The sequence below is a fragment of the Streptomyces sp. NPDC008238 genome (genome assembly GCF_042956445.1).
Classification (GTDB): Bacteria; Actinomycetota; Actinomycetes; order Streptomycetales; family Streptomycetaceae; genus Actinacidiphila.
The window spans coordinates 25,656-49,756 of record NZ_JBIBGK010000030.1 but is presented as its reverse complement, the minus strand read 5'-3'; the positions used below and the strand labels follow the sequence as shown (position 1 = coordinate 49,756).

Here is a 24,101-nt window from a genome sequence, read left to right as displayed (position 1 = left end):
TCTCCCGGCGCAGCGCGCGGCGGCGTGCGCCGCCGCGCGACGAGGACGGCTCAGTGCAGGACCTTCTCCTTGAACCGCTGGAACTCCTCCTCCGTCAGGTCGCCCTTCGCCTTCAGCTCCGAGAGCTTGGCGAGCGCGTCGACCCCGCCCGCCGCCGTGCCGGTGCCGCCCGCGGTCTCGCGGACGTAGTCGTCGAACGCCTTCTGGCGGGCGTGCATCTGCTCCGCCTCGCGCTTGCCCATGCCCGAACCGCGGAAGAGGAGGTACGCCAGGATGCCGACGAAGGGGAGGACGAGCACGAAGAGCAGCCAGGCCGCCTTGGCCCATCCGTTCATGTTGTCGTCGCGGAAGACGTCCATCACGACGCGGACGATGAGGAAGATCCACAGGACCCACAGGAAGATCCACATCATCGTCCAGAACGCGCCCAGGACCGGGTAGTCGTAGGCGAGGTACATGTGACCGGTCATTTCCGTCTCCTCCTGGCGCCCGCCCCGTACGGTTGCGGGGTGGGCGCGGACCGGGGGCGGATGCCCGCCCGTGTGCTGCTCGGTGAGCCGGGGTCAGCTCTCCGACGGTGCCGCCCCATCGGCCGGCTCCCGCGCCTCGCCCTCCTTGAGGGAGAGGGACAACTGCCCGTCCTTGACGTCGGCGACGACCGTGTCCCCGGGGTTGAGGGTGCCGTCGAGCAGCATGTTGGAGAGCCTGTTGTCGAGTTCGGTCTGGATGGCGCGGCGGAGCGGCCGTGCGCCGAACTCCGGTTGGTAGCCCCGGTCGGCCAGCCACTCCTTGGCCGCCTGCGTCACCTCGAGGCCGACCTGCTGGGCGTGGAGCCTGCGGCGGCTGCGCTCCAGCAGGAGGTCGACGATCTGCACGAGGTCCGGCCGGGTCAGCGCGTGGAAGACGATGATCTCGTCGATGCGGTTGAGGAACTCGGGCCGGAAGTGGGCGTGGAGCTCGGCCATCAGGTCGTCCCTGATGTCGTCGATCGCCCCTTCGTGGTCGAGGATGTGCTTGGAGGCGATGTTGCTGGTCATGATGACCACGGTGTTCCGGAAGTCCACGGTGCGGCCCTGGGCGTCCGTCAGGCGCCCGTCGTCCAGGACCTGCAGCAGCAGGTTGAAGACGTCCGCGTGGGCCTTCTCGACCTCGTCGAACAGCACGACGCTGTACGGCTTGCGGCGGACCGCCTCGGTGAGCTGCCCGGCCTCCTCGTACCCCACGTAGCCGGGCGGGGAGCCGACGAGCCGGGAGACGGTGTGCTTCTCCTGGAACTCGCTCATGTCGAAGCGGATCATGCGCTCGGGGTCGCCGAAGAGCAGCTCGGCGAGGGCCTTGGCGAGTTCCGTCTTGCCGACGCCGGTCGGGCCGAGGAAGAGGAAGCTGCCGGTGGGCCGGTCGGGGTCGCCCATGCCCGCGCGTCCGCGGCGCACGGCCTGGGCGACGGCGTCGACCGCCTCGTCCTGGCCGATCACCCGCTTGTGGAGGGCCTCCTCCAGCTTCATCAGCCGCTCGCGCTCGGTCTCGGTCAGCTGGGAGACCGGGATGCCGGTGCGCGCGGACAGCACCTCGGCGATGTCCTCGGCGGTGACGCCGGGCGTCTGCTCCCGCTGCGCGGCCATGGCGGCGCGTTCGTGCTCCAGGTCCCGGATGCGCTCCTTGAGGCCGCCGGCGCGCTCGAAGTCCTCGGTGCTGACGGCCTCGTCCTTCTCGCGGCGGAGCTTGGTCAGGCGCTCCTCCAGCTCGTCGGACGGGCCCGGGCCGCCGAGGGAGCGCAGGCCCACGCGGGCCCCGGCCTGGTCCATGAGGTCGATCGCCTTGTCGGGCAGGAAACGGTCGCTGATGTAGCGGTCGGACAGGGCGGCCGCGGCGTCCAGCGCCTCGTCGGTGTAACGCACCTGGTGGTGCGCCTCGTAGGCGTCGCGGAGCCCGCGCAGGATCTCGACCGTCTCGTCGACGGAGGGCTCGGGCACCATCACCGGCTGGAAGCGCCGCTCGAGGGCGGCGTCCTTCTCGATGTACTTGCGGTACTCGTCGATGGTGGTGGCGCCGACGACGCTCAGGTCACCGCGGGCCAGGGCGGGTTTGAGGATGTTCCCCGCGTCCATGGCGCCCTCGCCGCCCGCCCCGGCGCCGACGACGGTGTGGAGTTCGTCGATGAACAGGATGACGCTGCTCTTCGCGGCGGTGACCTCGTCGATCACCTTCTTCAGGCGGTCCTCGAACTCGCCGCGGTACTTGGAGCCGGCCACGAGTCCGGCCAGGTCCAGCCCGACCACCCGGCGGTCCCGCAGGGACCTGGGCACCTCCCCGGCCACGATCCGCTGTGCGAGTCCCTCGACGATGGCGGTCTTGCCGACGCCCGGGTCCCCGATGAGCACGGGGTTGTTCTTCGTCCGCCGGGAGAGCACCTCGACGGTCTGCTCGATCTCCTCGCCGCGGCCGACCACCGGGTCCAGCCGTCCGCCGCGCGCCTCCTCGGTGAGGTCGCGGCCGTACTCGTCGAGCGTCGGGGTGTCGGTCGGCGCCGACCGGCTGCCGCCGGCCTTGCCCGCGAGGGCCGTGGGATCGCCGCCCTCGGAGCGCATCTCCAGGCCGGAGTGCGGGTCGTCGGCGAGCGCGGCGAGGATGTGCTCCGGGCCGATGTAGGAGGCGCCGGAGGCCTGGGAGCGCGCGTGGGCGGCGAGCAGGGCGCGTTTGGCCGCCGGGGTGAGCGCGGGCTCCCCGCTCCCGGTGCCCGAGGGCAGGACCGCGGCCACGTCCTCGGCCAGCCGGTCGGGGTCCACACCCGCCTGTTCCAGCAACTGCCGGCCCGCGGCCACACGGGTGGCCGCCCACAGCAGGTGCTCGGTGTCGAGGTCGGCGCCGTCCGCGGCCGCCCGGCTCGCGGCGGCCGCCAGCAGTTCGTTCGAGGAGTCGCTGAGCAGGCGCCCGATGGGGACGCGCTGGACGGCGGGCGGCGATGCCGCCGGGCTCATCCCGAAGAAGCGGTTGAAGAGGTCGGAGAACGGGTCGCCGGACCCGAAGGGGGAAGTCGTCACCTTGCCCACCCGTCCGGCGGGCACACAACGGCTGAGTGGCGCCCGCCGTAGTCGAATTGCCCGTACCCCACCAGTGTTGGCCCGATCGGACGCACCTGCCACCGCAGTGGCCGCACGGTCACGGAACGCGCCCCGGCGGCAGCGGGGTCGGCGCGGGCGGGGGCGGGGCGCTCAGCCCGTCCGGGCGGTGGGCGTGGTGTCGCGGTGCGCCGGGGGCACCGGCAGCTCGTCCGGCATCTCCCGGGCGGGGTTGCCGGCCCAGTGGGCGCCGTCCGGCATCTCCTCGCCCTTCATCAGGAAGGAGTCGGGCGCGAGGACCGTCCCGTCGCCCATCGTCACGCCGTAGTGGACGAGGGCGCCGACACCGATGGTGCAGCCGGCCCCGAGGGCGCTGTGGTCGGACTTGAAGGTGCCGTCCTCCTGCGAGTGGCACTGGATCCGGCTGCCCTCGTTGAGGACGCACTCGTCCCCGATGCTGACCAGGGAGCGCTCCGGGAAGTAGCACCCGTCGTCGAAGACGCGCCGTCCCACCCGGACGCCGAGCCAGCGCCAGACGACGCCCTTGAAGGGCGTGCCGTTGAAGACCATGATCGCCTCGCTCACGCTGGTGACCTTCCAGTACCGCTCGTGGCGCCAGAAGGGACGCTCGTAGATCGAGCAGTACAGCGGCCGCAGCCCCCGGAAACCGGTGGCGATGCGTTCGGACAGCACCATGTCGGCGACCGTGAAGGCGAGCGTGAGGATGTTGGCGAGCGCGATCACCGACACCCCGAGCGCGGCGTACAGGTCCGCGGCCACCGACACCACGAGTGCCACCCAGAAGAAGAACACCCATCGCACGAGCAGATGCAGCGCCATGGTGGCGACGTTGTGCTTGTTCTTCGCCGCCAGTCGGCTCCGGAAGGTCTCGCCGTCCTTGAGGTGGTCGAACTTGCTGTCGCGCAGGACGGACCGCGGGATCTCGAAGCTGGGCGAGCCCAGCAGACCGACGTCCTGCCGCACCTTCCCGTCCACCGGGACCATGACCTTGGTCGCCAGGAGGCAGTTGTCCCCCGTCCTGCCCTGCGAGGGGTAGGCGACGTAGTTCCCGACGAAGTTGTGCGGCCCGATGGTGACCCGCGAGACGCAGAAGGACGAGCTGGAGAAGTCGGCGTTGATGATCGACAGTCCGTCGGCCACCATCGTCCCCCGGCCGACGGTGCTGAGGAACGGGTTGTCCTGCTTCATGATCGTGCCGAAGTTCGACCCGGTCTGCTCCGCGCGGGAGAGCCGGTAGCCCAGGCCGCCGAGGTAGTGGACGATGGCCGAGCTGTCGCCGAACAGGGTCTTGAAGAAGCGCCGGTTGGTGACGAAGCCGATGGTCCGGTGCATCCCGTACCGGAAGCCGAACAGGGGGTAGACCGTGTCCGGTCTGACGGCCCGGTTCAGCACGCGCGGGACCGTCACCGTGAACAGCAGACCGAGCACCACCGCGCCGAAGAACAGGGCGACCGAGGTGACCAGGGCGTCGGAGTAGAACGCCCAGGTCGTCAGCGCCCTAGGGCCCGGCTCCAGGAGCGAGGCGAACTGCGGCACGGCGGCGAACAGCAGCACCGTGCCGGCGACGGCCAGCGGCACGTAGACCAGGACCGCTCCGAGCAGCTGCGAGAGCGTGTAGCCCGCCCTGCGCGCCGTGCCGCAGCGGGCGGGGCCGACGGCCCGGTAGTCGACGTCGGCCGGCTGGGCCGGGGACCCGTGCCAGTGCTCGCCGTCGGGCACGCGCTGACCGGCGTGGAGCGAGGACGCGTGCCCGAGCTGGGTCCCGTCGCCCATGACCGTGTCGATGTCGATCACCGTCACCTCGCCGACGAGGACGTCCCTGCCGAGCGTGACGGGTCCGGTCCGGATCACCCCCGACTCGGCGCGGTAGCAGGAGAAGAACACGTCCTTGCGGATGACCGTGTCGTCGCCGATGGTGAGCAGGTCGGTGCAGACCGGCACGCGCCGTGACAGGACGGTGACCCGCCGCCCGATCCTGGCGCCGAGCGCGCGCAGGTAGAGCGTGTACAGCGGCGATCCGTGGAAGAAGACCAGCGGGTCCGACCTGATGAGCGTCTTGACGCACCAGAAGCGCAGGTAGTCCATGCTCCAGATGCGGATCCTCCGGGGCCGCCACCGACCGACGAGCACCCACTTGGCGACGATGGGGAGCAGGCACACCGCGGCGAAGGTGACGGCGCCGAAGGCGATCGCCCGCAGGTAGGTGTCGACCAGGCCCGAGGCGCCGGCGATCCAGTCCACGCCTTTGGTGAGCACCAGGGCGGCGCCGAAGGAGTACGCCACGAAGAAGGCGAGCTGCAGCACCCCGCAGAGCACGTAGTGCGGGGTGCCCGGCGGTGGTCCCGCCGCCGGCCGCGGCGCGGGTGCGGAGGGGGCCGGAGCGGGAGCCGCGGAGGGAGCCGGAGGGGCCTCGTCCAGGGCGGCGGCCAGGCTGCGGACGGTGGGATGGCGGTAGATCTCCTTCATCGACACCGAGGGGGCGTCCGGCTGCTTCCTCAACCGCGCGCAGAAGTGCGCCATCACCAGCGAGTCGGCGCCCAGGTCGTCGAAGAAGTGGCTGTCGACAAAGTGGCTGTCGACGCGGACCTGTCCGGCGTGGATGACACCGGCCAGGGTCTCCGCGAGGATCCTCTCCGTGCCGGTCCGGGGACCGGCACGATCACCCCCGGTGGTCGGGGCCTCGTCCTGATCGCGCCGACGGACGTCGGCGGGTTTGTCCACCATGTGATCCCCTGAGGGTCCACGACCGTCCGCACCCAGCGGCCCGCTGCCACGAGGTCGTGGGCACGTGTCCGGCCGTACGGGAAGAAGTCGTCTCCTTGCAGTCTCGGACGTCCCGCGCCGGGGCGCCAACCGCCGGGCCCGCGACGGCCGGAGCGGTCACCGTGCGTAGGGTGGCGGCACTCCGGGCCGACCGGCGGTCCGCCCGGGAGGCCGCGCGACAGGCCGCCGCCGCGGGGTCGTGCCACGATGTGCGGGTGGGTGCGTTCTCGTCACTGCAAGCAACGGGGCAGACTCCGCGCCGCCCCGGCGTGACCACTCCGCGCCTGAGTTTCCTGCGCACCGAGACGGCGGGCGCCGGCTTCCTGCTGGCGGCCACGGTCATCGCCCTGGCCTGGGCCAACCTGGCGCCGGAGAACTACGAGTCGGTGTGGCACACCCGTCTGTCGTTCACCCTGGGCTCGCAGGGGGTGTCGCTCGACCTGCGGGAGTGGATCAACAGCGGGCTGATGACGCTGTTCTTCTTCATCGTCGGCCTGGAGGCCCGCCGGGAGTTCGACCTCGGGGAGTTCCGCGAACGGACCCGGATCACCCTGCCGACCACGGCCGGACTGGCCGGGATGCTCGTACCGCTCGGCCTCTACCTCGCCTTCACCCACGGCACGCCCGACGCGCGCGGCTGGGGCACGGTGATCTCCACGGACACCGCCTTCGCCCTCGGGCTGTACGCCCTGCTGGGCCGCAGACTCCCGGCGGCCACGCGGGCGTTCATCCTGACCGCGTCGGTCGTCGACGACTTCATCGCGCTCGCCGTCATCGCGTTCGCCTACACCAGCGGCATCTCCTGGCCCGAACTGCTCGTCGCCATCGGCATCTTCGTCGTCGGGCTCGGCGCGTCCACGTGCATCGTCCGGGCCTGCGGCGAGTTCCGCGGCGCCGCCTACGCGCTGACCGGCGTGGCCGTGTGGTTCGCGCTGCTGGGCTCCGGGGTGGACCCGGTCGTCACCGGGCTGGCGCTCGGTCTCATGGCCTGCGACCATCCGGCGCGCGGCGCCGACCTGCGCCGGGCGAGCACGCTCTACCTGCGCTTCAGGGAGCAGCCGACACCCGCGCTGGAGCGCACGGCCCGGCGCGGCCTGGCACTGTCGGTGTCGCTCAACTCGAGGCTGCAGGAGCTGTTCCGCCCCTGGACCAGCTATCTGATCGTCCCCGCATTCGCCCTGGCCAACGCGGGCATCACCCTCGACGCGCGGCAGTTGACGGCCGCGTTCGCCTCTCCCGTCACCCTGGGCATCGTCGTCGCCTATGTGGTGGGCAAACCCCTCGGCGTCGTGGGCGCCTCGGCGCTGACCACACGGCTCAGCCGCGGCCGGCTGCGCCCGCCGGTCGGCTGGGGCGCGGTGACGGCCGGCGGCACCATCTCCGGCATCGGCTTCACCATCGCGCTGCTCATCGCGGCCCGCGCGTTCCAGGGCGGACGGCTCGCCGAGGCGAAGGTCGGCATCCTCACCGCGGTGCTCCTCTCCTTCCTGCTCACCTGGTGCGTGACGCTCGTGCTGTCCCGGCTGCCCCGGGCGGTGCGGCGGCGGGCGCTGCTCGGCAAGGCGCAGCAACTGGAGGACCTGGCCGTCCCCGTGGACCCGGAGCGCGACCACATCCGCGGCCCGCACGACGCCCTGGTGACCCTCGTCGAGTACGGGGACTTCGAGTGCCCCTACTGCGGCGAGGCGGAGCCCGTCATCCGCGACCTGCTCGCCGACTTCGGCGACGTCCGGTACGTGTGGCGCCACCTGCCGCTCGCCGACGTGCACCCGCACGCCGTCCAGACCGCCCGCGCCGCGGAGGCGGCGGCCGAGCAGGACCGTTTCTGGGAGATGCACGACCAGATCTTCGCCCACCCCCAGGCGCTGGACGTCCGCGGACTGGAGCGGCTGGCCGTGGCGGTGGGGCTCGACATGGACCGCTTCCGGCACGACATGGAGACCCGCTCCGTCGCGGTCCGCGTCGCCGAGGACGCCGAGTCCGCGGACCTGAGCCACGTGTCGGGCACACCGACCTTCTTCATCAACGGCCGCCGCCACTACCGTGCGTACGACATCGAGACCCTCTCCGCGGCGGTCCGCGTCGCCCTGGAACACGCCAAGGCGGCCCTCCACCACTGACGCCCCCGGGCGGATGCCTGCCCCGCGGGTCCGGACGGCGTCAGTTAATGAGACGGGCGGGCAGGGTGACGGAGTGGAGCACGTACTCCAGGGGGCCGCGCCGGAAGACGCGGGTCCACAGGAGGGCGGCGAGCACGGCCGTCGCCGTGAAGCAGAGCCAGAGCGCGACGGCGCCGGTGTAGGACCGGCCCTGGTCGTCGAGGTCGAACGCGCTGAGGGCCACGATGTGCCCGGCGTACGCGGTCAGCGAGACCGAACCGACGGCGATGACGGGCGCGGCCAGACGCCGCAGGCCCGCCGAGCGGTCGACGAGGGCGAGGCAGCCGGCGAGCACCAGGAGGGCGACGCCGGTGTTGCCCAGGATCGAGAAGGTCGTCTGGCTGTGCGGTGCGGCCACGAGCAGCCAGGCCGGGGTGGCGTACCCGGGTGAGCCGACGGCGTCGGACCACCAGGCGGCCCCGGCCGGACCCCCGTCCGTGGCGGCGCCCACCGCGCCGAGCGCACCCGGCACCAGGTGCAGGGCGAGCCACGACCCGCCGTAGCCGGCAGCGGTGAGGACGCCGCCGCACCCGGCGAGCCTGGCGCGTACGCCGGGGCGGCCGAGGTCGAGCCGGGCGACCGCCATGCCGGCGACGATGAACGGCAGCCAGGTGAGCACCGGGTAGTCGCCGGTGACGAGCAGGTCGAGGAGGCCGTCCCCGCCGCTGACCACGGCCACCGGGTCGTGGTCGGCGAGGACGTCGGCCCATCCCCCGCCGTAGGCCGCCACGCGCAGCGGGTACAGCACCTGCGGCAGCACGAGCGCGGCCACGAGCGCGACGACGAGCACCAGGTCGCGTGCGCTCCGCAGCCGTCTCAGCGGGAGCGCGAGGGCGAGGGCCAGGCCGTAGTAGGCGAGGATCACGTTCACCGAGGTGTCGAGGGCCGTGAGCACCCCGCCCAGGACCACCAGGACGGCGGAGCGGATGAGCACCCGGCCGGCGGCCTGCCGTCCGGCCCGCCCGGTCCGCGGCTCGGGCCGGCCGGTGAGGATGACCAGCGTGAATCCGGCGAGCAGCGCGAACAGCGCCGAGGAGCGGCCGCGGGACATCTCCGCCGCCCAGCCCACGGGCCCGCCGCCGGGAGGATCGGGACCCACGTGCGACGCGTACATGCCGAGCACCGCCAGTCCGCGGGCGAGGTCGAGTCCCACCAGGCGCCCCGTGGTCGGGCCCTGTCCCACCGCGCGCGCCGCTTCCCGCGGGGCGCCCGGTGTTACGTTGGTCATTGCTCCAGGGTTGTGCAGACCGCCCGCGGCGCCCCATCCGGCAGTCGTCCGGAACCGCCTCCGCCTCCTGACCCCCGCTCCCCCGTCACCTGGCCGGACGCGGCCCGGGTCCCCGCCGGACGGCCCGCGGCGTGGTAGGAATCGGACAGGGGTCCGGTGGTGAGTGGAGCACGCGTGATCCGGGTATTGGTGGTCGACGACGAGGCCCTGATCCGTACGGGCTTCCAGCGCATCCTCGACGCGGCGGACGACATCGAGGTCGTCGCCGCCGTGCCCGGCGGGCAGGCGATCCGCACCGCGCAGGAGTCCCAGCCCGACGTCGTCCTGCTGGACATCCGGATGCCCGACGTGGACGGGCTGACCGTCCTGGCCGGGCTCCGCCGGCTGCCGCAGCCTCCGGTGGTGGCGATGCTGACGACCTTCGACATGGACGAGTACGTGGCCACCGCGCTCCGCTCGGGCGCGGCCGGCTTCCTGCTGAAGGACACCGACCCCGAGGAACTGCCGTTCCTGGTGCGGACCCTGGCCGACGGCGGCGCGGTGCTGTCGTCCAAGGTCACCCGGACGGTCGTCGACGGGTACCTGGGCGCGGGCCCGCACGAGTCGGCGACCCGCGGCGTGGCCCGGCTGACCGACCGCGAGCGCGCCGTCCTGCTGCTGGTCGCCGAGGGCCTGTCGAACGCGGACATCGCGGGGCGGATGCATCTGGGGACGGGCACCGTGAAGGACCATGTGAGCGCCATCCTGACCAAGCTGCAGGTGGGCAGCCGGGTGCAGGCCGCGCTGCTCGCGGAGCGCGCGGGGCTGCTCAAGCGGCCGCAGGACGGTGAGGGCGGATGAGGTTCCGGCGTCCGTCGCCTCCGGTGGTGGACCTCGTCGTCGTGGCGGTCGCGCTGTTCGACATCTGGGTGAACGTCGACCCCGCGGAGCCGGAGCGCCTGGGCTGCGCCCTCGGCGGCGCGGTCGCGCTGATGCTGCGCCGGCGCCTGCCGCTGACCACCTTCGTGCTGGCGCTGCCCGCCGTGCTGGTCTCGGACGCGGCCTTCGCCACCCTGGCCGCGCTCTACACGCTCGCCTCGTTCACCCGGCGCCGGTGGCTGCTGGCGGGGTGCGCGCTGGCCTTCACGATCGCGGACATGGCCCCGTGGCCGGCGCCGAAGTTCGACCTGTCCGAGCCCTCGACGCTGATCACGCTGAGCTACACGGCGGCGACGGCCGCCGCCCCGGTCTTCCTGGGCCAGCTGGTCCAGGCCCGGCGGGACCTGTCGCTGCGGCTCGCCGAGATCTCGGAGGCCCGCGACCACGAGCGGCTGCTCACCGCGCAGACCGTGCTGGCCAAGGAGCGCGCCCAGCTCGCGCGGGAGATGCACGACGTGGTGTCCCACCAGGTCAGCCTGATCGCCGTACGGGCCGGGGCGCTGCAGGTCGGCACGCAGGACGCCGAGGTCAAGGAGGCCGCGGCGACCATCAGGCGGCTGAGCGTGCAGACCCTGGACGAACTGCGGCACATGGTCAGCGTGCTGCGCGCCGCCGGCGGCCGGCCCACCGAGCTCACCCCGCAGCCCTCCCTCGCCGACCTGGAACGGCTGGTGAGCGGCAGCGGCATCGAGGCGGAGCTGCAGCCGGACCTGCCGGACGGGCTGCCGCCGACGGTGCAGCGCGCGGTCTACCGCACCGTCCAGGAGGCGCTGACCAACGTGCGCAAGCACGCGCCCGGGGCCTCGGCGCGGGTCCGGATCCACCACCAGGGCGGCAAGGTCCGGGTGACGGTCACCAACACCGCACCCACCCGGCCCGCGCTCCCGCTGCCCAGCGCCCACTACGGGCTCGTCGGCCTGCGGCAGCGCGCCGCGCTGCTCGGCGGCACCGTCACCTCGGGTCCCACGGCGGACGGCGGCTACGAGCTGAGGCTGGAACTGCCCGCCGCTGGCAGCTGAAGCGGCGCCGTGCGGGCGCGGGACGCGGCCCGCGCCCGGCGTGCGATCAGCTTCCCGAGCTCCCACAGGAGCAGCAGGACGACGGCGGACAGCAGGGCCCAGCCGAACTGCCGCAGGTCGATCTCGGTGGTGCCCAGGATCCGCCGGAAGCCGTCCACCTGGGTCACCAGCACGGCGAGGACGAACTCCGACAGCGCCGCCCAGTTCATCTGCTTGCTGTCGAAGGTGGACGTGGTGAGGACGGACGCCGTCTCGCTGCGGCACTCGAACGCGGCCACGACCAGGCAGAGCGCGAAGGCGGTGAAGGCCATCGAGTTGCCCACGGCGGCGCTGTGGAAGTGGCTCTCCCCCACCTTGATCAGCGCGAGCAGGATGACGGTGATCGCCAGCCCGCTCAGCCCCACCGTGACCAGCACGGGCCCGGTCAGCACGGACTGCCCGCGGGGCCGGGGCGTGCGGCGCATCAGGCCGGGGCTCTCCCGGTCGAACCCGAGGGCGAAGCCGAAGGGGGCGTTGACGACGAAGTGCACCCACAGCACCTGGGCCGGGGTGAAGGGCTCGCCGGCGGCGATGTTGAACAGGGTGGCGCCGAGGAAGGTCAGCACGAAGGCGACCAGCAGCAGGAGGACGAAGCGGATGTACTTGGTGAGGTTGTCGTAGAGCTTCCCGCCCTCCTCCACCGCGTGGATGATCGTGGCGAAGTTGTCGTCGGAGAGGATCATGCGGCCGGCGTTCTTGGCGACGTCGGTGCCGCTGCCCATCGCGATGCCGATGTCCGCGGCCTTGATGGCGGGGGCGTCGTTGACGCCGTCGCCGGTCATCGCCACCACCTCGCCCTTCTTCTTCAGGGTGTCGGCGAGCAGCACCTTGTGCTCGGGCGCGACCCGTCCGACCACGCCGATGCCGATCCGGGCGAGCCGTTCCTCCTCCGGCAGCGCGGCGAAGTCGGCGCCGAGCACCGCCTCGCCGGGGATGCCGAGCTGCCGGGCGATGGCCGCGCCGGTGGTGACGTCGTCGCCGGTGACCATGCGGACCCTGATGTGGGCGGCCTGGGCGTCGGCCACGGCGTCGCGGGACTCGTCACGGGGCGGGTCGATCATGCCGACGAGGCTGGTCATCCGCAGGTCGGTGACGAGGGCGAGGAGATCGCCCGAAGGGTCGAACGCCGCGGGATCCAGGTCGCGCGTGGCGGCGGCCATGACGCGGCGTCCCTCGCCGCCCATCCGTTCGACGGCACCATGGGCGCGCCGGCTGAGCTCGTCGTCCCAGGGGACGGTCGTTCCGGCGGACAGGGCGGTCGCGGCCCGCGCCATCACCGCGGGCGCCGCACCCTTGACGAAGCACCGCACCATGGGGCGGCCCGAGGCGTCGGTGGCGGAGTGGAAGGTGGCCATCAGCTTGTAGTCGGGGTCGAAGGGCAGGGTGGCCAGCCGCGGCAGCCGTTCCCGGGTCGCCTCGACGTCCAGACCGGCCTTGTGGCCGAGGACGAGCAGCGCGCCCTCGGTGGGATCGCCGACCACCGTTCCGTCCACCAGCTTCGCGTCACTGGCCACCACGTACGGCAGGATCGCGTCCTCGATGCCCGCGGAGGAGCCCGCGGCGTGGTGGATCCGGCCCGCCAGGCCGTAGCCGGTGCCGGAGACGGTGTAGCGGTCGGTGGGGCTGATCACCTCGACGGCCGTCATCTGGTTCATCGTCAGGGTGCCGGTCTTGTCGGAGTTGATGGCCGAGGTGAAGCCCAGGGTCTCGACCGAGGGCAGTTCCTTCACGATCGCGTTGCGCCGGGCCAGGTTGAGACTGCCGACCGAGAGGATCACCTGGGTCACCGTGGGCAGTGCCTCGGGGATGGCGGCGATGGCCAGGGACACGGCGCTGACGAAGAGCGCGTCCCACTCCTGGCCGCGCGCGCGGCCGAGGGCGAACATCACGACCATCGTCAGGCCCGCGGCCGCGGCGATCCACAGGGTGAGGTCGTCCAGCTCCTTGGTCAGCGGCGACTGCTCCTTGGCGGTGGCCGACAGCATCCCGGAGATCTTGCCCAGCTCCGTGCCGGCGCCCGTGCCGGTGACGACCATGACGCCGCTCCCGTGCGTGACGGGGGTGTTCATGAAGGCCATGTTGGTCTGGTCGCCGGGCCCGACGGGTGCGGCGCCGGCGGGCAGGGTGCCGGCGTCCTTGGCGGCGGGGACGCTCTCGCCGGTCAGCGCGGACTCGTCGATCTGCAGGGCGTTGGCCCGGACGATCCGCCCGTCGGCCGGGACCTGGTCGCCCGCGGCGAGGAGCACGACGTCGCCCACGACGACGCCCTCGGCCGGGACCTGCGACTCGGTGCCGTCGCGCCGTACCCGGGCGGTCGCCTTCATCATCGACTTGAGGGCGTTCATGGCGCTCTCGGCCTTGCCCTCCTGGCGCAGCCCGACGACGGCGTTGAGCAGGGTGAGCAGGACGAGGAGGATGCCGGTGCTCCACTGTGCGATCAGGAAGGAGACGACGGCCGCGGCGACCAGGATGATCTGCATGTAGCTGCGGTACTGGTCGAGGAAGCGCCGCCAGGCGGGCGGCGGCTTCTCCTCGGGCAGCGCGTTCGGGCCGTGGACGGCGAGCAGTTCGGTCACCCGTGCCGCCGGCAGGCCGGCGTCCGGGTCGACCCCGAACGCCATGGCGACGTCCTGCGGGGACCGCGCGTACCAGCCTTCGCTGGACGCGGGCCGTTCCCCCTCCGGGGTGGGCTGCACCGTCATCGTCATGCCTCCGATCCGGTCACGGCGTCCGGCCGTCGCCGTCCGGCGGGCCCCGGGTCAGGGGCGCCGCGCGTCCTTCGTCCGCCGCCGGGCCGCGTACGGGTCGGCCGCCGCCCCTTCGGGGGCCTCGGCCTCCAACTCCCGTCGGGCGGTGAGCAGGTCGCGCCGCGCCTCGTCACCGAGCGTGGGGTACTGGGGGTCGATCTCCATCAGCGTGTGGACGAGCACCGCCGCCGCGCAGATCCGCGCGAACCACTTCCGGTCCGCCGGGACGACGTACCAGGGGGCGTGCTTGGTGCTGGTGGCCGACAGCATCTCGGAGAACGCCTCCTGGTACTCGTCCCAGTGGCGGCGCTCCCGCACGTCGGCGGCGGAGAACTTCCAGTTCTTCTCGGGGAGGTCGATCCGCTTCAGGAAGCGGGTGCGCTGCTCCTCCTTGGAGAGGTTGAGGAAGACCTTCACGACCTTGAAGCCGTTGTCGGTCAGGTAGCGCTCCCATTCGTTGATCTCCCGGTAGCGGCGCTCCCAGATGCCGGCCCCCTTGGGCCGCTCCGGCAGCTTCTGCCGCCGGAGCACCTCGGGGTGCACCCGGACCACGAGGACCTCCTCGTAGTGGGAGCGGTTGAAGATGGCGATCTCGCCCCGCTCGGGCAACCGCTGCGCGTAGCGCCACAGGTAGTCGTGGTCGAGCTCCTCCGAGGACGGCACCTTGAAGCTGCTGACCCGCACCCCCTGCGGGTTCACCCCGCTCATGACGTGGCGGATGGTGCCGTCCTTGCCGCCCGCGTCGAGTGCCTGGAGGCAGAGCAGCACCCCGTAGGTGTCCTGGGCGGCCAGCCGTGCCTGGTACTCGGCCAGCAGCGACACGCCGGTGCTCAGCAGGCCGGCGCCGTCCCGCTTCCTGAGGCTGCCCTTGTACCGGGGGTCGAAGTCCCTGGCCAGGTCCACGGTGGAGCCCGGCTCGACATGCAGCGGCTCGATGAACTTCGCTATGCGCCTGGTCCGGGTGTCCGCCATCGCCGTCCGGCCTTTCTGGGAGCGGGGGGGGTACCCGCCACGTTCCGCCGCCCCGGACGGTGCGTCAAACGGACCGGGGCCGTTCGCCTGAACGGGTGCGCCGGCGTGGTCCTCAGACCCGTGGCGGGGGGAGGGCCTGCTCGGTCCAGATGGTCTTGCCGTCCTCCGCGTACCGCGTGCCCCACAGGTCGGCGAGCTGGGCGATGATGAACAGCCCGCGGCCGCCCTCGTCGACGGTGCGCGCGTGCAGCAGGTGCGGGGCGGCGGGGCTGGCGTCCCGCACCTCGCAGGTCAGCATGCGGTCGTTGATGACGCGCAGCCGCATCGGCGGACTGCCGTAGCGGAGGGCGTTGGTGACCAGTTCGCTGACGATCAGCTCGGTGTTGAAGGCGGTGTCCTCGTCCGCCCCCCACACGGCGAGCCGGTCGCGGACGAGCCTGCGCGCTGTGGCGACCGCCGTGAGGCCGTCGCCGAGCGGCCAGGCGGCGACGCGGTCCGGCGGGAAGGGGTGGGTGCGGGCCAGCAGGAGCATGGGCACGCCCCGGTCGATGCCGACGGGGAGGGTGTACATGATCTCGTCGCAGAGTTCCTGGAGCGGGCGTCCGCGCCCCGGCGGGACGCCCTTGAGCGGGGTGGAACCGCCGGCCAGGTGCAGGGACAGCACCGGGGAGCTGGTGAAGGCCAGGACACTGCCCTCGGGGATGTCCAGTTCCGCGGCGGCGAACGGCGCGCCGCCGACGGTGCCCAGCCGCGGCCCGTCCGGGATCTCCGCGATCCGCGCGCTGCCGTCCGGCCGTACGATCACCGGCGCCAGGTGCCCGGCGCGGGCCATGGTGCACCGGCGGGTCAGCGGGTCGTACACGGCGTACACGCAGGCCGCGGTGAGCGCCTCCCGGTGCAGCGGGTCGGCCGCCGGCAGGGTGGCGCGCTCGGCGGCGAGGTGGGTCGTGATGTCGTTGAGCCGGGCCAGCAGTTCGTCGGGCCCCAGGTCGAACGCGCTCAGCGAGCGGATCACGGTGCGCAACTGGCCCATGCCGGCGGTGGCGTGGATGCCCTGCCCGGCGACGTCCCCGACGACCAGCGCGGTGCGGGCGCTGGACAGCGGGATGGTGTCGTACCAGGACCCGGCGGCGCTCTCCCGCGCCGTCGACAGGTAGGCGGTCTCCAGCGCGGTGTGCGACACCGGGCGGCGGGGCAGCAGTTGGCGCTGCACCGTCGCGGCGACGGTGTGCTCCCGGGTGTAGCGGCGGGCGTTGTCGACGCACAGGGCGGTGTGGTCGGCCAGTTGCAGGGCGATCTCGACGTCGTCCTCCGTGAAGGGCTCCAGCCGCTCGGTGCGGTAGAGGCTGATCAGCCCGAGCACGGTGCCGCGCAGCGTCAGCGGCACCGTGAGCAGCGTCCGCGCCCCCGAGGCGCGGATCGCCTCGGCGCGGGCGGGGTCGGTGGCCAGCCACGGCAGTCCGGTGTGCAGCCGCAGCACCCGGGGCCGCAGGTCGGACAGCGCCTGGGTGTACGGGGTCGGGTCGGGCAGGCTCCGCACGTCTCCCACCGGGTATGCCTGGGGCTGCCCCGCCCCCGCGCTGCTGCCGAACGCGGCCCGCCGCAGCGGGGTCCCCCGGGGCAGCGGTGACAGCGGCGGGTCGTCACCGCGCACCACGTCGTCGACGACCTCCACCACCACGATGTCGGCGAAGGCCGGCACCAGGGCGCCGACGAGCTCCTCGCAGGTCACCACCACGTCCAGGGTGCGGCCCACCCGGTCGCGCACCCTGTTCAGCACGCGCAGCCGGGCCCGGCCCTTCTCGCGTTCGGTCACGTCGACCACGGCCAGCGCGACGCCGAGGACCGTCCCGTCCGGGTCCTCCAGACGGAAGACGGACACCGAATAGGAGTGCTCCGCGCCGTTCCCGGTGACCGCGCGTGTCCTGACGACGTCCTCGATCAGGGGCACCCCCGTCTCCAGCACGCGGCGCACGCGTATCTCCACGTCGTCGGGCGAGACGACGGGATAGGCGTCGCGGAAGTAGCGCCCGAGGAGGTCCTCCGGCCGCACCCCGCGCATGGCCGGAGTGCCCATGTTGACGCGGACGACACGCAGGTCCGGGTCGAGGACGTGCAGCCCCACCGGCGACTGGGTGAACAGGGCGCGCAGGATCGCCGCCTCCGCGTCGCCCATGGGGGCGGGTGGGCCGCCGTGCGCCACTGCAACCACCTCCGTCGGCGTGCGCCCGGAGGGGCACCGGACGGACGCCGCCTACGGTCGTCCTCCCAGCTTCGGTGGGAACCACCCGAACCGGCGACCCGGGCGGCCCGGACGCCTGACACGGGCCTCAGGGCTCGGACAGCGGCTGCTCGGCCCAGATGGTCTTCCCGCCCGCGGTGTAGCGGCTGCCCCAGCGGCTGGAGAGCTGGGCGACGAGGAACAGCCCGCGGCCGCCCTCGTCGGACAGCCGGGCGCGGCGCAGCCGGGGCTGGGTCTGGCTCGGGTCGGAGACCTCGCAGACCAGGGTGTCGTCGCGGATCAGGCGCAGGCCGACCGGGGCGCCGCCGTAGCGGATCGCGTTGGTGACCAGCTCGCTGGTGATGAGTTCGGTCGTGAACGACAGGTGCTTGAGGTCCCAGATCTGCAGCTGGCTCTCCACCGCGGTCCTGGCCCGCGCCACGACGGCGGGATCGGCGGGGAACTCCCAGGTGGCGACGGACCCCGGCGGCAGCGGGCGCATACGGGCCACCAGCAGCGTGACGTCGTCGCCGGGCGGCTCGGCGAGGAGTTCCTCCAGGATCGCTCGGCCGGTGCGGGTCGGGGTGCGCGTCCCGGTGGGGTCCGCCGCCAGCACCGAGCACAGCCGCCCCAGCCGTTCCCGCGCGGAGCCGTCGGGGTGCGAGATGAGCGGTTCGTTGAAGAACGCGAGCACGCTCCCCGGGGGCACCGCGAAGCCGACCGGCTCGAAGGGCAGGCTGTCCACGCCCAGCGCGGGCCCGGGCTTGAGCCCGATCACCTGGGCGGGGGCGCCGGGCGCGGCGTACACCGGCGGGGGGTGCCCGGCGCTCGCCATCTCGCAGCGGCCCTCGACGGGGTCGTAGACGCAGTACAGGCAGGTGGCGCCGACCGCGCCGCCGCGCGCGGTGCCGCCCTCCTCCTCGCCGTGCGGCGGGGCGACGTCGCCGAGCCTGACGACGAGGTCGTCCATGTGGGCCAGGAGCTCGCCGGGCGGCAGATCGAGGTCGGCCAGGGTCTGCACCGCCGTGCGCAGCCTCCCCATGGTGGCCGCGGCGTTCAGGCCGTGGCCGGTGACGTCACCGCTGACCAGCGCCAGCCGGCTGGAGGACAGCGGGATCACGTCGAACCAGGCGCCGCCGACCGCCTCGGTCGTGCCCGCCGGCACGTAGCTGCCCGCGGTCAGCACCCCGCTGGTCTCGGTGATCGACGGCGGGAGCAGGCTGCGCTGCAGCGCCTCCACGGTGCGGTGCTCCCGCGTGTAGCGGCGGGCGTTGTCCAGGCCCAGGGAGGCCCGCGAGGCCAGCTCCTCGGCGAGTCCGGCGTCACCCGTGCCGTACGGCGGGAGATCGGCGGTCCGCCACATCATCAGGACGCCGAGCACCAGGCCGCGGGCGATCAGCGGCACGCTGAGGAAGGACGCCGCCGCGTCGGGCAGCAACAGCCGGCTGCGTTCCAGGTCCCCGGCCAGGCCCTCGCGCCAGGAGGTCAGGTCCGACCTGAAGACGGCGGCGCCCCGGCGCAGGTGGTCGCTCTCCAGGCTGCGCAGCCGGAAACCGGCGCCCCGGGGGTGGATTTCGGCGGGCCACGAGCCGTCGGTGGAGGCCACCGCGACCCTGCGGAAGGGGGCGCCGAGCCGGAACTCGCCGGGCTCCTGACCGATCAGCACGGTGTGGGTCAGGTCCACCGCGGCCAGGTCGGCGAAGCGGTGGGAGACCAGCACGTCCACGAGTTCCTGCGCGACCCTGGCGACGTCCAGGCTGCGGCCGATGCGTTCCGCGGCGGCGTGCATCAACTCCATGCGCTGGCGGGCGGCCTGCTCCTGGGTGACGTCGGTGAAGATGACGGCGACCCCGACGGGCCGGTCGTTCGCACCGTGCAGCCGGAAGGCGGAGAAGGACGCCACCCGCTTCACGTCAGGCGCCTCCTGGCGCCGGGCGCTGTGCACCCAGTCCACGAGCGGCTCCCCGGTCTCGGCGACGCGCCGGAACTGTTCCCGGAGTGCGGCCGCGTCCTTGGGGATCAGCACGTCCTCGATGCGCCATTCCACCGGATCATTGGGTGGGCCGGCTCGAGAGGGCAGGTCGATGCCGGGGACGAGGTTGAAGCGGGTGGTCTCCAGCGCCAGGTCGTGGATCGCGAGGCCCACGTGCCGCTGCAGGAAGAGGGCCCTGATCAAGGCCTCGTCCTCCTTGCGGCGTTCGGCCACCGTACGGCGCGTGGCGGTCACCACCAGGCCCCCGGCCGGGCCGCCGCCCGCGGCCGTCGCCTGCACCCGCAACCGCACGGGGACCGCCGTGCCGTCGCCGTGCCGCAGCTCGGCGTCGCACTCCGTCTCGGCGACGCCCGCGGCGGGGAGGTGCCGGGCCCACGCCTCGGGCGTCACCAGGAGTGCGGCCACCGGGCGTCCGCACACCGTGTCGGGGGACCGTCCGGTCAGCCCGCGCACCGACCCGGTGCACATGAGGACGTCACCGTGCCCGTCGACGACGAACAGGGCGCAGCTGCCGTCGTGCGGCGAGCCGCGGTGGTCCAGGTCGGTGTGTGCAGTCACCCGGTCGTCCGATGTCGTGGGGCCCCCTCCCATTCAACCCCCCGGTGGGCCCGCGCGCGCATCGTCGCGACGGGGGTGCGCCGGGGTCCGGATCTCCCCGCCCCCGCGTTTTCCGGCGCATTGGTGCCGGATGCGCCGGGGCCGTCAACTCCCGGCGGCTCGTGACCCGTACCGGGGGGCGCGTGGTCGCACGCCAGGGTGCTCCCTGCGCACTTCTGTGTGCAGAGCGCTTACGGAGGCCTACTGTGCGCACATGCCAGCATCCCCGCTAGAACGCGCCGAGCATTTCGTGTGGTTGACCGCACGCGTGCTCGAGCAGCGCAGGTTCGCGTACCACTTCCGGAACGGCCCGGCGGACGCGGTGGAGACCGCGCTGTCCGCGTACCGCAACGCCGACGACGGCTACGGCCACGCCCTCGACCCCGATCTGCGCGGCACGGTCAGCCAGCCACTGCACGTGGCCCACGCGCTGCGCGTGCTCGACGAGATCGGCAGGTGCGCCGGTCAGCGCGCCGAGCGGATCTGCCGCTACGTGACGGCCGTCTCGACCCCGGAGGGCGCCCTGCCCGCGCTCCACAGCTCGCTGCGCGGCTTCCCGGTCGCCCCCTGGCTGCCGGTGGTGGACAGCCCGCCCGGCGACCTGCTGGCCACCGGGCCCGTCGTGGGCGCCCTGCACCGCAACGAGGTGTGGCACGCCTGGCTGTTCCGGGCCACGGACTTCTGCTGGGCGGCGATCGAGACGCTCGACAAGACGCATCCCGGCGAGGCCGTGGCCGCGATGGCGTTCCTGGACCACGCACCCGACCGCGCGCGGGCCCGGGAGGCCGCGGCACGGCTGGGGCGGATCGTGCGCGAGCAGCGGCACGTCGTGCTGGACCCCGGGCGGTACGGGGAGCGGACGCCGCCGTCCGAGTCCCCCGACGGCGAGCACCGCTTCGCGTACGACTACGCGCGCACCCCGGACTCCCCGGCGCGGGAGTGGTTCACGGACGCCGAGATGGACCGCGCGCTGGACTTCCTGTCGGACACACAGCGGGACGACGGCGGCTGGCCCGCCCGCCGGCCGGCGTGGGCCCCCGGGACGCTGCTGGAGTGGCGGCCCCTCGTCACCCTCGACGCGCTGCTCACCCTGCGGGCGTACGGGCGCCTGGCCTGACGCCGCTCACCCGGCGGCGTCGCGCAGCAGCAGCGCGGCCAGCGCCAGGGCCGTACCGTGCGGCGCGGCGAGGTCGAGCCCGGTGAGTTCGCAGATCCGGGCGAGCCGGTTGTCGACGGTGTTGGGGTGCAGCCCCAACTGCCGGGCGGTGCTGCGGCGTTCCTGTCGGCTGCCGAGATAGGTCCGCAGCGTCTCGACCAGGTCCTGGCGGTCCGCGATCGGGTCGAGCAGGGCGGCTATGCGCCCGCTGCTCTCGTCGCGCCGGGACAGGTGGTACTCCAGCAGCACGTCGTCGAGCCGGTGCAGCGCCGGCGGCAGCCCGCCCGCGCGGGCCACCCGCAGCACCTCCGAGGCCGTGCGGGCCGCGCCGGGGATGTCCGCCGGCCGGTCGGCCGTCACGGCGGCCAGCCGTACGTCCGGGGAGCAGGCGCGGCGCAACGGGGCGAGCAGCGCTTCGTCGCCGCCCGGCGGCGCTCGGTGGCCGGGCACGACGGCGTGGCCGCCGGTGTCGTCGAGCAGGGCCGGGACCTCGGTGCCGAAGGCGCGGTCGAGCGCGGCCTGGGCGCGGCGGGGCCTGCGGTGCGCGGCGCCCTGGGGACGGCCGGCGCTGTCCTCGGGCGGGAAGTGGAGGGCCAGCACCAGGGCGCCGTCCGCCAGGCCCAGCCGCCCGGCGGGGAACCGTTCCGGCGGCAGGGTGCCGTCGAGCAGCGCCCGCACAAGGGCGCGGCGTTCCTCGCGGCGTTCAGCGGCGAGCGTGCTCTGCTCGTCCAGGTACGTCTCGGAGACGGCGCCGACGATGCCCTCCTGGAGGCCGATGAGGAGGTCGGCGAGTTCGGCGAGCGCGGCCTCCTCGCCCGGCCGGGCCACCTCGCGCAGCGCCCGCCACAGCACCGCGGTGCCGCGCAGGTGGCTGCGCAGCACCAGGTGCAGGGGCAGCCCTTCCTCGGCGCGCTGCGCGGCGCGTTCCCTGAAGCGGTCGAAGTCGCCCCGCTCTGGCCGTTCCGCGGGGGTGCCGTGGACGACCCGGCGCAGGAAGAGCCGCAGGCCGTGGCGTGCGGTGGCGGCGAGTTCCCCGTCCTTGACGTCGGCCGGCAGCTCGGCGTAGCCGGGGAGGTCGGCGAAGGCACGCGTCGTCATGGAGCGGGCGATCTCGTTCACCTTGTGCTCGCAGCGCGCCGCCAGGGCCCGGGCCGCGTCGGAGAGGACCGGCAGGGCGTCGGCCGCCATCGTCCCACCCCCCACTTGCCGCATGTGTTGTGACGGGTCACATTAACCCGTCACCCGGTGACGGTCCGCAGCGCTCCGGTCACCACGACGGCCACGGCGACGACCACCAGGAACGGGGCGCGCAGCAGCAGGGCGACGCCCGCCGCGGCCAGGCCCGCGGCGCGCGCGTCGAGCGCCAGGGCGCGGCCGTCCCCGAAGGTCTGCAGTGCGGTGAGGGCCGCCAGCAGGGCGATGGGCAGCAGCGCCGCCAGCCTGCGTACGACGGGACGCTCCAGGAAGCCGGCGGGGACGGACAGACCCAGCAGCTTGACGGCGTAGCAGCCCAGGGCCGTGACGCCCACGGCGATCCACGTGCTCAACGGTCGGCCTCCTTGCGGCGGGTCACAGCCAGGACGAGGGGCGCGGCCAGGGCCGCGACCAGGACGGGCACCCCCGCGGGCAGCAGGGGCAGGCACAGCAGGGCGAGCGGCACGGCGAGCGCCGCCGTGGCCCGCTCGCGGCGGCCGCGCAGCATGGGCGCGAGCAGCGCGAGGAAGACCGCGGGTCCGGCCGCGTCCAGCCCCCAGTCCGCCGGGTCGCCCAGCGCGGCGGCGCCCAGCGCGCCCAGGAACGTGGTCAGGTTCCACAGCACGTAGAGGCTGGCGCCGGTGACCGTGAAGCCCAGGCGGGCGCTCGCCCGGTCGGGCTGCGCCAGGGCGACGGCGGAGGTCTCGTCGATCACCCATTGCGCCGCCAGGGGCCGCACGGCCCGCGGCAGGCGCAGCAGCCCGGACAGCCGCAGTCCGTAGAAGGCGTTGCGCACCCCCAGGAAGAGCGCCCCGGCCGCGGCCGCCAGGGGGCTGCCGCCCGCGCCCAGGGCGCCCACGAGCGCGAACTGGGAGGCGCCGGTGAACACCAGCAGGCTGAGCGCGCAGGTCTGCAGAAGGCTCAGCCCGGCCCCGGCCGAGGTCACCCCGAAGGCGAAGCCGGACAGGCCGACGGCCACGCCCACGCCCAGGGCGTCGCGGACCACCGCGGAACGCGGTCTGGCGGAGGACGGTGGATGCTGCTGCCGGTGCTCTCCGGCTTCCAGGGGTGCTGCGGTCACCCGTCCGACGCTAGGCCGCGCCCTCGGCGCCGTCTTGTACGTTCTTGCGCTCCCGTTGGTACGCGCCCGGCGGCACCCCCACGATCCGCGTGAAGTGGCGGTTCAGATGGGGCTGGTCGGTGAAGCCCACGGCCACCGCGGCCTCGGCCGGAGACGTCCCGTCGTCCAGCAGGCGTCGGGCGCGGCGCACCCGGGCGTCGGTGAGCCAGGCGTGCGGCGGCATGCCGTACAGGTCGCGGAAGCCGCGCAGCAGCGCGAAGGGGCTGGTGCCGAGCCCGGCCGCGAGCTCGGCCAGCGGCGGTGGGTCGGTGAGGCGCGCCTCCAGGATCTGCCGGGCACGCTCGGCGTTGCGGGCGCCCGCGGTGAGCGGGACGCGCTCGGGCAGCGCTCCCCCGTGGCCGCGCAGCAGCCGGGCGATGGCGAGCCGCATCATGGTGTCGGCGGCGAGCGCGTTGCCCTGGTCGGTGGCCCGCAGCACCTGGGTGACCAGGTGCACGGCGTACGGGTCCTCGGCGACGGCCACGGCGAAGCCCGCCGTCCCGCGGATCGCCGTCGTCTCCGCCGCGACGGAGGCCACGACGTCCGCCCCCGGGTAGAGCACGCTGTACGTCCACCCCTCGGGCACCCCGGCGTGCCCGGTGTGCGCGGTGTCGGGGTTGATCAGCGCCACCGCCCCCGGTCCCGCCCGCTCGATCCTGCCGTGGTGGTGGAAGGCCTCGACGCCCCTGGTGATGCCGGCGATCACGAAGGACTCGTGGGTGTGCCGGACGAAGGTCTTGCGCACGTAGCGCGCCCGCAGGAGGTCGACGTCCGGCAACCCCGGATGCCTCCAGAACCGCGCCCGCTCGTCCGACCCCATCGCACCATTCTGCGCCGTCCCCCGCCCGTCCCCGCCGGTCCCCGTTCGGAAAGCCGGTGCCGGCACGGAGTGGGG

Annotated in this window: 16 protein-coding genes; 4 read left to right on the top strand and 12 right to left on the bottom strand. The window is 73.6% G+C overall.

The window, feature by feature from the left end; genetic code table 11:
* Positions 1-50: 50 nt before the first annotated feature.
* The 3 genes from ACFZAU_RS35880 to ACFZAU_RS35870 all read right to left on the bottom strand — a co-directional run bounded on the left by ACFZAU_RS35880 (position 51) and on the right by ACFZAU_RS35870 (position 5,804).
* Entirely contained in the window at positions 51-470 is a 420-nt protein-coding gene (locus ACFZAU_RS35880) for an SHOCT domain-containing protein (protein ID WP_500555644.1), read from the bottom strand.
* Positions 471-563: 93 nt separating this feature from the next.
* Positions 564-3,041, bottom strand: a complete 2,478-nt coding sequence (locus ACFZAU_RS35875) for an ATP-dependent Clp protease ATP-binding subunit (protein ID WP_500555643.1) — start codon at positions 3,039-3,041, stop codon at positions 564-566.
* 171 nt (positions 3,042-3,212) lie between these two features.
* Positions 3,213-5,804: a Pls/PosA family non-ribosomal peptide synthetase gene (locus ACFZAU_RS35870; RefSeq protein ID WP_500555642.1), complete on the bottom strand. Its 2,592-nt coding sequence runs from the start codon at positions 5,802-5,804 to the stop codon at positions 3,213-3,215.
* A gap of 308 nt (positions 5,805-6,112) precedes the next feature.
* On the opposite strand from ACFZAU_RS35870, the gene ACFZAU_RS35865 reads away from it, so the two are divergent.
* Positions 6,113-7,963 (top strand): Na+/H+ antiporter NhaA, encoded by a 1,851-nt coding sequence (locus ACFZAU_RS35865; protein ID WP_500555641.1) that lies wholly within the window; start codon positions 6,113-6,115, stop codon positions 7,961-7,963.
* A gap of 40 nt (positions 7,964-8,003) precedes the next feature.
* On the opposite strand, the gene ACFZAU_RS35860 is transcribed toward ACFZAU_RS35865, so the two are convergent.
* On the bottom strand, positions 8,004-9,230 hold the full coding sequence (locus ACFZAU_RS35860) for a DUF418 domain-containing protein (protein ID WP_500555640.1): 1,227 nt from the start codon (positions 9,228-9,230) through the stop codon (positions 8,004-8,006).
* A gap of 174 nt (positions 9,231-9,404) precedes the next feature.
* Between ACFZAU_RS35860 and ACFZAU_RS35855 the strand changes: the two genes are divergently transcribed.
* Complete coding sequence (locus tag ACFZAU_RS35855; protein ID WP_500464338.1) at positions 9,405-10,070, top strand: response regulator; 666 nt, start codon at positions 9,405-9,407, stop codon at positions 10,068-10,070.
* Positions 10,067-11,167, top strand: a complete 1,101-nt coding sequence (locus tag ACFZAU_RS35850) for a sensor histidine kinase (protein WP_500555639.1) — start codon at positions 10,067-10,069, stop codon at positions 11,165-11,167. Before ACFZAU_RS35855 ends, ACFZAU_RS35850 begins: the two co-directional genes overlap by 4 nt.
* Here ACFZAU_RS35850 and ACFZAU_RS35845 read toward each other — a convergent pair.
* The 4 genes from ACFZAU_RS35845 to ACFZAU_RS35830 form a co-directional block, all read right to left on the bottom strand.
* Complete coding sequence (locus tag ACFZAU_RS35845; protein WP_500555672.1) at positions 11,128-13,908, bottom strand: cation-translocating P-type ATPase; 2,781 nt, start codon at positions 13,906-13,908, stop codon at positions 11,128-11,130. The two genes, ACFZAU_RS35850 and ACFZAU_RS35845, sit on opposite strands and share 40 nt — an antisense overlap.
* Before the next feature lie 57 nt (positions 13,909-13,965).
* The gene (locus tag ACFZAU_RS35840; protein ID WP_500555638.1) at positions 13,966-14,925 is read right to left on the bottom strand and encodes a polyphosphate kinase 2 family protein; all 960 of its coding nucleotides are present in this window, start codon (positions 14,923-14,925) and stop codon (positions 13,966-13,968) included.
* 112 nt (positions 14,926-15,037) lie between these two features.
* The gene (locus tag ACFZAU_RS35835; RefSeq protein ID WP_500555637.1) at positions 15,038-17,128 is read right to left on the bottom strand and encodes a SpoIIE family protein phosphatase; all 2,091 of its coding nucleotides are present in this window, start codon (positions 17,126-17,128) and stop codon (positions 15,038-15,040) included.
* A gap of 127 nt (positions 17,129-17,255) precedes the next feature.
* On the bottom strand, positions 17,256-19,697 hold the full coding sequence (locus ACFZAU_RS35830) for an ATP-binding SpoIIE family protein phosphatase (protein WP_500555636.1): 2,442 nt from the start codon (positions 19,695-19,697) through the stop codon (positions 17,256-17,258).
* 253 nt (positions 19,698-19,950) lie between these two features.
* Here ACFZAU_RS35830 and ACFZAU_RS35825 point away from each other — a divergent pair, with 253 nt between their 5' ends.
* Positions 19,951-20,853 (top strand): hypothetical protein, encoded by a 903-nt coding sequence (locus ACFZAU_RS35825; RefSeq protein WP_500555635.1) that lies wholly within the window; start codon positions 19,951-19,953, stop codon positions 20,851-20,853.
* Positions 20,854-20,859: 6 nt separating this feature from the next.
* On the opposite strand, the gene ACFZAU_RS35820 is transcribed toward ACFZAU_RS35825, so the two are convergent.
* From ACFZAU_RS35820 to ACFZAU_RS35805, 4 genes are read right to left on the bottom strand one after another with little or no spacing between them, the layout of a single operon-like run.
* Entirely contained in the window at positions 20,860-22,080 is a 1,221-nt protein-coding gene (locus ACFZAU_RS35820; RefSeq protein WP_500555634.1) for a PucR family transcriptional regulator, read from the bottom strand.
* Positions 22,081-22,130: 50 nt separating this feature from the next.
* Positions 22,131-22,439: an AzlD domain-containing protein gene (locus ACFZAU_RS35815; RefSeq protein ID WP_500555633.1), complete on the bottom strand. Its 309-nt coding sequence runs from the start codon at positions 22,437-22,439 to the stop codon at positions 22,131-22,133.
* Positions 22,436-23,152: an AzlC family ABC transporter permease gene (locus tag ACFZAU_RS35810; RefSeq protein ID WP_500555671.1), complete on the bottom strand. Its 717-nt coding sequence runs from the start codon at positions 23,150-23,152 to the stop codon at positions 22,436-22,438. Before ACFZAU_RS35810 ends, ACFZAU_RS35815 begins: the two co-directional genes overlap by 4 nt.
* A 25-nt stretch (positions 23,153-23,177) precedes the next feature.
* On the bottom strand, positions 23,178-24,026 hold the full coding sequence (locus ACFZAU_RS35805) for an AraC family transcriptional regulator (RefSeq protein WP_500555632.1): 849 nt from the start codon (positions 24,024-24,026) through the stop codon (positions 23,178-23,180).
* Positions 24,027-24,101 lie beyond the last annotated feature (75 nt).